This is a genomic window from Actinomadura sp. 7K534, assembly GCF_004348575.1.
Lineage (GTDB): Bacteria > Actinomycetota > Actinomycetes > Streptosporangiales > Streptosporangiaceae > Spirillospora > Spirillospora livida.
This window is the reverse complement of the sequence record NZ_SMKB01000307.1, coordinates 1-7,472: the sequence shown is the minus strand read 5'-3', so window position 1 is coordinate 7,472 and position 7,472 is coordinate 1. Positions and strand designations below refer to the sequence as shown.

At 75.2% G+C, this 7,472-nt stretch carries 7 protein-coding genes and 1 pseudogene; 5 read left to right on the top strand and 3 right to left on the bottom strand.

The genetic code is table 11. The features are described 5' to 3' along the window. The first annotated feature begins 30 nt into the window (after nucleotides 1–30). From E1266_RS33690 to E1266_RS39705, 5 genes and pseudogenes are all read left to right on the top strand, one after another. Nucleotides 31–1,002 carry a zinc-binding alcohol dehydrogenase gene (locus tag E1266_RS33690; RefSeq protein ID WP_132054061.1) on the top strand — a complete coding sequence of 324 codons (972 nt, stop codon included), beginning with the start codon at nucleotides 31–33 and terminating at the stop codon, nucleotides 1,000–1,002. A 49-nt stretch (nucleotides 1,003–1,051) separates the two neighbouring features. Next, on the top strand, nucleotides 1,052–1,450 hold the full coding sequence (locus E1266_RS33685; RefSeq protein WP_132054059.1) for a 6-carboxytetrahydropterin synthase: 399 nt from the start codon (nucleotides 1,052–1,054) through the stop codon (nucleotides 1,448–1,450). Further along, nucleotides 1,447–2,523: a glycosyltransferase family 4 protein gene (locus E1266_RS33680; protein ID WP_132054057.1), complete on the top strand. Its 1,077-nt coding sequence runs from the start codon at nucleotides 1,447–1,449 to the stop codon at nucleotides 2,521–2,523. Before E1266_RS33685 ends, E1266_RS33680 begins: the two co-directional genes overlap by 4 nt. Nucleotides 2,524–2,534: 11 nt before the next feature. Then, a complete protein-coding gene (locus E1266_RS33675; protein WP_132054055.1) occupies nucleotides 2,535–3,359 on the top strand; it encodes a class I SAM-dependent methyltransferase in 825 nt (274 codons plus the stop codon). Then, a pseudogene (locus E1266_RS39705) lies at nucleotides 3,287–4,147 on the top strand (lysylphosphatidylglycerol synthase domain-containing protein); the annotation flags it as partial. The gene E1266_RS33675 and the pseudogene E1266_RS39705, both read left to right, overlap by 73 nt. Before the next feature lie 3 nt (nucleotides 4,148–4,150). On the opposite strand, the gene E1266_RS33665 reads toward E1266_RS39705, so the two are convergent. The 3 genes from E1266_RS33665 to E1266_RS33655 are packed head-to-tail and all read right to left on the bottom strand — an operon-like array spanning nucleotide 4,151 to nucleotide 7,443. Continuing rightward, on the bottom strand, nucleotides 4,151–4,912 hold the full coding sequence (locus E1266_RS33665) for a creatininase family protein (RefSeq protein ID WP_132054053.1): 762 nt from the start codon (nucleotides 4,910–4,912) through the stop codon (nucleotides 4,151–4,153). Between the two features lie 51 nt (nucleotides 4,913–4,963). Continuing rightward, nucleotides 4,964–6,091 carry a homoserine O-acetyltransferase gene (locus tag E1266_RS33660; protein WP_207946077.1) on the bottom strand — a complete coding sequence of 376 codons (1,128 nt, stop codon included), beginning with the start codon at nucleotides 6,089–6,091 and terminating at the stop codon, nucleotides 4,964–4,966. A 23-nt stretch (nucleotides 6,092–6,114) separates the two neighbouring features. Beyond that, the gene (locus E1266_RS33655; protein ID WP_132054048.1) at nucleotides 6,115–7,443 is read right to left on the bottom strand and encodes a bifunctional o-acetylhomoserine/o-acetylserine sulfhydrylase; all 1,329 of its coding nucleotides are present in this window, start codon (nucleotides 7,441–7,443) and stop codon (nucleotides 6,115–6,117) included. Between the last annotated feature and the right edge of the window lie 29 nt (nucleotides 7,444–7,472).

Sequence of the window (7,472 nt, the reverse complement as noted above, 5' to 3'; positions counted from 1 at the left end):
GGTACCGGGGGAATCGGGGGAGGAGCACGGATGGAGCGCGAAGCCCGCGCCTTCTGGATCCGGTCGCCCGGTAAGGGGGAGATCCGCGACGTCGCCCTGCCGGAGCCGGGGCCCGGCGAGGTGCTGGTCCGGACGGTGTGCTCCGGGGTGAGCCGGGGGACGGAGTCGATCGTCTTCCGCGGGGCAGTCCCGCCGAACCAGCACGCGATCATGCGGGCGCCGTTCCAGGACGGGGCGTTCCCCGGCCCGGTCAAGTACGGCTACCTGAACGTCGGCGCGGTCGAGCACGGCCCGCCGGAACTGCTCGGCCGCACGGTCTTCTGCCTCTACCCGCACCAGACCCGGTACGTCGTCCCGGCGAGCGCGGTCACCCCCGTCCCCGCCGAGGTGCCGCCGGGGCGCGCCATCCTCGCCGGGACCGTGGAGACCGCCGTGAACGCACTGTGGGACGCGGCGCCGCTGGTCGGCGACCGCGTCGCGGTGGTCGGCGCCGGGATGGTCGGCTGCTCGGTCGCCGGGGTCCTCGCCGGGTTCCCGGGCTGCGACGTCCAGCTCGTCGACACCGATCCCTCCCGCGCGGACGTCGCGCGGGCGCTGGGCGTCGGCTTCGCGGCGCCCGAGGACGCGGCGGGCGGCTGCGACCTGGTCGTCCACGCGAGCGCCACCGAGGCCGGCCTGGCCAGGTCGCTGGAACTGCTCGCCCCGGACGGGGAGGTCGTGGAGCTGAGCTGGTACGGCGACCGGAGGATCAGCGTCCCGCTGGGCGAGTTCTTCCACTCGCGGCGGCTGACGATCCGCGGCAGCCAGGTCGGCGCCCTGCCCCCGGCGCGCCGGGCGCGGCGGACGTTCGCCGACCGGGTGGCGCTGGCGCTGCGGCTGCTCGCGAACCCCGCGTTCGACACGCTGGTCACGGGCGAGAGCCCGTTCGCGGACCTGCCGCGCGTCATGCCGCGGCTGGCGAGCGGTGAACTTCCCGCGCTCTGCCAGCGAATCACCTACTGAGTCTTTTGCGTTTCGAGTCCTTTGCATCCCGACCATCTGGAGGACGACCTTGTTCGGTATCACCGTCCGGGACCACGTCATGATCGCCCATAGTTTCCGCGGCGAGGTCTTCGGCCCGGCGCAGCGGCTGCACGGCGCGACGTACGTGGTGGACGCGACGTTCCGCCGCCCCGGCCTGGACCCGGACGGCATCGTCGTCGACATCGGGCTCGCCACCAGCGAGCTGGGCGAGGTCCTCGGCGGGCTGAACTACCGCAACCTGGACGAGGAGCCGGACTTCGCCGGGGTCAACACGTCGACGGAGTTCCTCGCCAAGGTCATCGCCGACCGGCTCGCCGACCGGGTCCACGCGGGCGCCCTCGGCGAGAATGCGCGCGGCCTCACCGGGATCACGGTGACGCTGAAAGAGTCGCACGTCGCCTGGGCCACTTACGAGCGCGCCCTATGAGCGCATCGCAGGAGATCTGCTTCGTCGTCCCGGGCGACATCGACGACCCGGACGTGCCGAGCGGCGGCAACCGCTACGACCGGCGGCTGAGCGACGCGCTGGCCGCGTCGGGCCGCACGGTCCGGGAGCTGGCGATGCCCGGGGCGTGGCCGCGCCCCGACGCGGCCGCGCGGGACGGTCTCGCCCGGTCCCTCGGCGGCCTGCCCGACGGGAGCGTCGTCCTGATGGACGGCCTCGTCGCGTGCGGCGTCCCCGGCATCGTGGTGCCGGAGGCGGCCCGGCTGCGGCTGGCCGTCCTCGTCCACCTCCCACTGGCGGACGAACCCGGCCAGGCCGACCTCAACGCGGGGGAGCGCGAGGTGCTGGAGGCGGCCGGGGCCGTGGTGGCGACCAGCCCGTGGGCGAAGGAGCACCTCACCGCCCACCACGGCCTGGAGGCGTCCCGCGTGCACGCCGTGACGCCCGGGACCGACCCGGCGTCGCTCGCGTCCGGCACCGACGGGACGACCCGCCTGCTGTCGGTGGCCTCGGTGACGCCGCGCAAGGGCCACGACGTCCTCGTGGAGGCCCTCGCCACCCTCGGGCACCTGCCGTGGCAGTGCGAGATCGTGGGGCCGCTGCGCCGCGACCCCGAGTACGTGACGCGGCTGCACCGGCTGATCGCCCGGCACGGCCTCGGCGACCGCGTCCACCTGGAGGGGCCGCTGACCGGCAAGCGGCTCGACGACGCCTACGCCGGGGCCGACCTCGTCATCCTCGCGTCCCGCGCGGAGACGTACGGGATGGTCGTGAGCGAGGCGCTCGCGCGGGGCATCCCGGTCATCGCGACGGCGGTCGACGGCGTGCCCGACACGCTCGGCTGGGACCCCACGGGCGCCGTCCCGGGCCTGCTCGTGCCGCCGGACGATCCGGGCGCGCTGGCCGCGTCGCTGCGCCGGTGGCTGGTGACGCCGGAGCTGCGGGGCCGGCTGCGCGCCGCCGCGCGGCTGCGCCGCGGCATGCTCCCGGGCTGGGACGACACCGCCCGCCGCATGGCCGTCGTCCTGTCCCGCCTGCGCAGGGAGGCGCGGTGAAGGAGGACACGGTGAACGAGGACACGGCGAAGGACGACACGGTGGGCTTCGATCCCTCCTGGCTGACGCTGCGGGAGGGCGCGGACGCCGTCGCCCGCGCCTCCGAGCTGCTGGACCCGCTCCGCGACGCGCTCCCGCCGGGCGAGCCGCTGGTCATCTGGGACCTCGGCTGCGGCACCGGCTCCCTGGGCCGCTGGCTCTCGGGGCGGCTGCGCGGCCCGCAGCACTGGATCCTGCAGGACCACGACCCCGCGCTGCTCGACCTGGCCCGCGAGAACGCCTACGTCACCGCCGACGGGCTGCCCGCGACGATCGAGACCCGCAAGGGCGACCTCGCCTCGCTGCGCGCGTCCGACCTCGTCGGCGCGTCGCTCGTCACCGCGTCGGCGCTGCTGGACGTGCTGACCGCCGCCGAGGTCGAGTCCGTCGCCGCCGCCGTGGGCTGCCCGGCGCTGCTGACCCTGTCGGTCGTCGGGCGGGTCCGGCTGAACCCGCCCGACCCGCTCGACGGCGAGATCGCCGCCGCGTTCGACGCCCACCAGCGCCGCGACGGCCTCCTCGGACCCGACGCCGTCACCGCCGCCACCGAGGCGTTCGGGCGGCGCGGTGCCTCCGTGCGGACGCGCCCGAGCCCGTGGCGGCTCGGCCCCGGGCAGGCCGCGCTGACCGCCGAGTGGCTGCGCGGCTGGGTCGGCGCCGCCGTCGAGCAGCGTCCCGAGCTCGGACCGGCCGCGGACGACTACCTGCGCCGGCGGCTCGCCGAGTGCGCGGCGGGCGGGCTCACCGCCGAGGTCCACCACGTCGACCTGCTCGCCCTACCCGGGGGTACACCGTGAAGAAGCTCTGGCCCTGGCTGCGCCTGCTCATCGGGCTGGGCATCCTCGCCGCACTCCTGTGGTGGCACAGCACCGACGCGTTCGTCGACGCGCTCAAGGCCATCGACGCGGGCGCCATCGTCGTCGCGCTCGCCATCGGGCTGCTGACGACCGTGCTCAGCGCGGCCAGATGGTGCCTGGTCGCCCGGCGCCTGGGCCTGCCCCTGACCATGGCGGGGGCCGTGCCGGACTACTACAAGGCCCAGTTCCTCAACGCGGTACTGCCCGCCGGTGTGCTCGGGGACGTCCACCGCGCGGTGAGCCACGGCCACCGGTCCGGTGACGTCGGCCGCGGGGTGCGGGCGGTGCTCCTCGAACGGGTCACGGGACAGGTCGTCCCAGTGCTCGTGGGCCTCGTCGTCCTGTTCACCCAGCCGGCCGTGCTGTCGGCGATGGCCCCGGCCATGACGCCCGCCCTGGTCGTGATCGCGGTCGTCCTGAGCCTGCTGCTCGTCGTGGCCCGCCGCCGCAACCGCACCGGGCACCGGGGGGCGGTGGCGGCCATGTTCGCCGACACGCGCGCCGTCCTGGACATCTGGCCCGCCATCGTGGTCCTGTCCGTGGCGGCCCTGGCCGGGCACCTGGCGCTGTTCGTCGTCGCCGCCCGCCTCACCGGCTCCACGGCGCCGCTCGCCACCCTGGTGCCGCTGCTCCTGCTGGCGCTGCTCGTGATGGTGCTGCCGGTGAACGTCGGCGGCTGGGGGCCGCGCGAGGCCGTCCTCGCCGTCGCGTTCGGCGCCGCGGGGCTCGGGTCAGCGCAGGGACTGACCGTCTCCGTCGTGTACGGGGTGCTCACGTTCGTCGCGTGCCTGCCCGGCGCCGCCGCCCTGCTGCTGAAGCGCCGCGAGGCGGTCCCCGAAGGCCGCGACCAGGCTCCGCAGCGCGTCCCGGCCCTTGCCGGCGTCGGCCAGTGACGGCCGCCCGATGACGCCCGACGCGGTGTAGGCGGCCATCCCCGCCGTCAGCAGGTGCCGCCGGTCGCCGGCCAGGTGGTCGGCGGTCCGGTACCCGTCGCGGACGAGTTCCGGGTGGGCGTGCAGCAGGATCGAGGTCTCCAGCTCGCCGGCGTGCATGTCGTCGTCGTCGGAGGTCTCGACGCCGGCCGCCGCCCGCGCCTCGGCCCACTCGTCCAGGCCGGGGAACAGCGCCATGTCGCCGTGCGCCTCCTGGACGACGTTGCCCAGCACGTAGTTGCCCCCGTGCCCGTTCACCAGGACCAGCTTCGGCACCCCAGACCGGCGCAGCGACGCGGCCACGTCGCGGACCACGGCGTGCAGGGTCGCCGCCGAGATGCTCACCGTTCCCGGCCAGGCCGCGTGCTCGTGCGAGCAGGAGATCGTCACGGGCGGGAGCAGCCGCACCGGGTGCGCCGCGGCGATCTCCCGCGCGACCGTGCACGCGATCACCGTGTCGGTCGCGAGCGGCAGGAAGGGGCCGTGCTGCTCGTGGCTCCCGACCGGCAGCACCGCCACCGGGACGTCCGGAACCTCGGAACTCGTGTGCGTCGGCAACATGGCCCCAACTCTGCCGTACCGCCGGCGCCGCCGTGTCCGAGGGCGGCGGCCTCAGCCGTCGAGCAGTTCCCGGACGAGCGCGCCGACCTGGGCGGATTCGGTGAGGAATCCGTCGTGCCCGCTGGGCGACTCGATCACCCGCAGGCGGTCGGCGCCCGGGATCCCGGCGGCCAGCTCGGCCTGCTGCGCCGGCGGGTAGAGCCGGTCGGAGTCGACGCCGGCCACCAGCGTCCGGGCCGTCACCCGGCGCAGCGCCGCGGCCGTGCCGCCGCGGCCGCGGCCGGCGTCATGGCCGTTCATCGCCTCGGTGAGCACCACGTAGCTGCCCGCGTCGAAGCGCCGCACCAGCTTGTCGGCGTGGTGGTCGAGGTAGGACTCCACCTGGTAGCGGCCGGACCGCAGCGGGTCCTCGCCGTCCTGCGCGCGGCGGCCGAAGCGGGCCTGCAGCTCCGGCTCGCTGCGGTAGGTGATGTGCGCGAGCCGGCGGGCGGTGCCCAGCCCGGCGTGCGGCCCGTGCCCCGGGGCGGCGCCGTGGTAGTCGCCGCCGCGCCAGCCCGGGTCGGCGCGGATCGCGTGCAGCTGCACCGCGGCCATGGCGATCTGCTCGGCGCTCGCCGCGGCCGCGGTGGCGAGCAGCAGCAGCGCCCCGACCCGCTCCGGATACGACACCGCCCACTCCAGCGCCCGCATCCCGCCCATGGACCCGCCGGTCACCAGCGCCCACCGCTCGATTCCCAGCGCGTCGGCGAGCTGCGCCTCGGCCGTCACCATGTCGCGCTGTGTCAGGACGGGGAACGCCCCTCCCCAGGGCCTTCCGTCCGGCCGGGGCGAGGACGGCCCGGTACTGCCCTGGCAGCCGCCGAGCACGTTGGGGACGACGACGAACCAGCGGTCGGTGTCCAGGGGGCGGCCCGGCCCGACCAGCCCGTCCCACCAGCCGGGCGTGGGGTGCCCCGGCTCGGCGGGACCGGCGACGTGGCTGTCCCCGGTCAGCGCGTGCAGCACCAGCACGGCGTTGGAGGCGTCGGGGGCGAGCCGCCCCCACGTCTCATAGGCGAGCCGGACCCCGGGCAGGACACCGCCGATCTCCAGCGGAAGCGGCCGGTCGAGCGCCACCCAGCGCCGCCGGCCGGGCGGATCCCCCTCCCGCCAGGCCCCGGAGACCGGCGGGAGGGAGATCGGCGCGGTCTCCGGATCGGCGGTCAGAGCGCGCCCTTCGCCGCGCGGAACCCGGCCTCCAGGTCGGCCTTGAGGTCGCTGACGTTCTCGATGCCGACCGAGAGCCGCACCAGCCCGGGGGTGACGCCGGCCGCGGCGTGCTCCTCGGGCGTCAGCTGGCTGTGCGTGGTGGACGCCGGGTGGATGATCAGGCTGCGCACGTCGCCGATGTTGGCGAGGTGGCTGAACAGCTGGACGCCCTCCACGAAGCGCCGTCCCGCCTCGATGCCGCCGGGCAGCTCGAAGCTCACCATGGCGCCCGCGCCCTGCGGCAGGTAGCGCTGGGCGGCCTCATGCCACGGGCTGGACTGCAGCCCCGGATAGTGGACGGCCGACACCTCGTCGTGCCGCTCCAGCCACTCGGCCAGCTCCTTCGCGTTGGACGAGTGGCGCTCCATCCGCAGGCTGAGCGTCTCCACGCCCTGCAGCAGCAGGAACGCCGAGTGCGGGGAGATGGCGGGGCCGAGGTCGCGCAGCAGCTGCACCCGCATCTTGATGCCGTAGGCGCCCGGGCCCAGCGCCGGCCAGTAGCGCAGGCCGTTGTAGCTCGGGTCGGGCTCGTTGAAGTCGGGGAACCGCTCGGGGTGCGCGCCGAAGTCGAACGTGCCGCCGTCGACCACGATGCCCGCGATGGTGGTGCCGTGCCCGCCGAGGAACTTGGTCGCCGAGTGCACCACGATGTCGGCGCCGTGCTCCAGCGGGCGCACCAGGTACGGGGTCGCGACCGTGTTGTCGATGATCAGCGGGACGCCCGCCCCGTGCGCGACGTCGGCGACGCCGCGGATGTCCAGGACGTTGCCGCGCGGGTTGCCGATGCTCTCGGCGAACACCGCCTTGGTGTTCGGCCGGATCGCCGCCCGCCAGGCGTCGAGGTCGTCGGGGTCCTCCACGAGGGAGACCTCGATGCCGAACTTCGGCAGCGTGTGCCGGAACAGGTTGTGCGTCCCGCCGTAGATCGTGGCGGCGGAGACGATGTGGTCGCCGGCGCGCGCCAGGTTCCAGATCGCCATCGACTCCGCGGCCTGCCCCGAGGAGACCGCGAGGGCGCCGACCCCGCCCTCCAGCGCGGCGACGCGCTGCTCGAAGGCGTCCTGGGTCGGGTTCATGATGCGGGTGTAGATGTTGCCGGCCTCGGCGAGCGAGAACAGGTTCGAGGCGTGCTCGGTGTCGCGGAAGACGAAGGAGGTCGTCTGGTAGATCGGCACGGCCCGCGCCCCGGTGGCCGGGTCGGGCTGGGTGCCGGCGTGCACCTGCCTGGTCTCGAACGACCAGCCGGACTCGGCGGACGGGGCGTTCTCGGCGTGCTCACTCATGGGTCTCCTCGGGCTGTACGGGCCGGGCT

What these genes read in the sequence shown, in the direction of transcription:
- E1266_RS33690 (WP_132054061.1), top strand. Translation starts at nt 31, where the DNA reads ATGGAGCGCGAAGCCCGCGCCTTCTGGATCCGGTCGCCCGGTAAGGGG.
- E1266_RS33680 (WP_132054057.1), top strand. Translation starts at nt 1,447, where the DNA reads ATGAGCGCATCGCAGGAGATCTGCTTCGTCGTCCCGGGCGACATCGAC.
- E1266_RS33665 (WP_132054053.1), bottom strand. Translation starts at nt 4,912, where the DNA reads ATGTTGCCGACGCACACGAGTTCCGAGGTTCCGGACGTCCCGGTGGCG.
- E1266_RS33655 (WP_132054048.1), bottom strand. Translation starts at nt 7,443, where the DNA reads ATGAGTGAGCACGCCGAGAACGCCCCGTCCGCCGAGTCCGGCTGGTCG.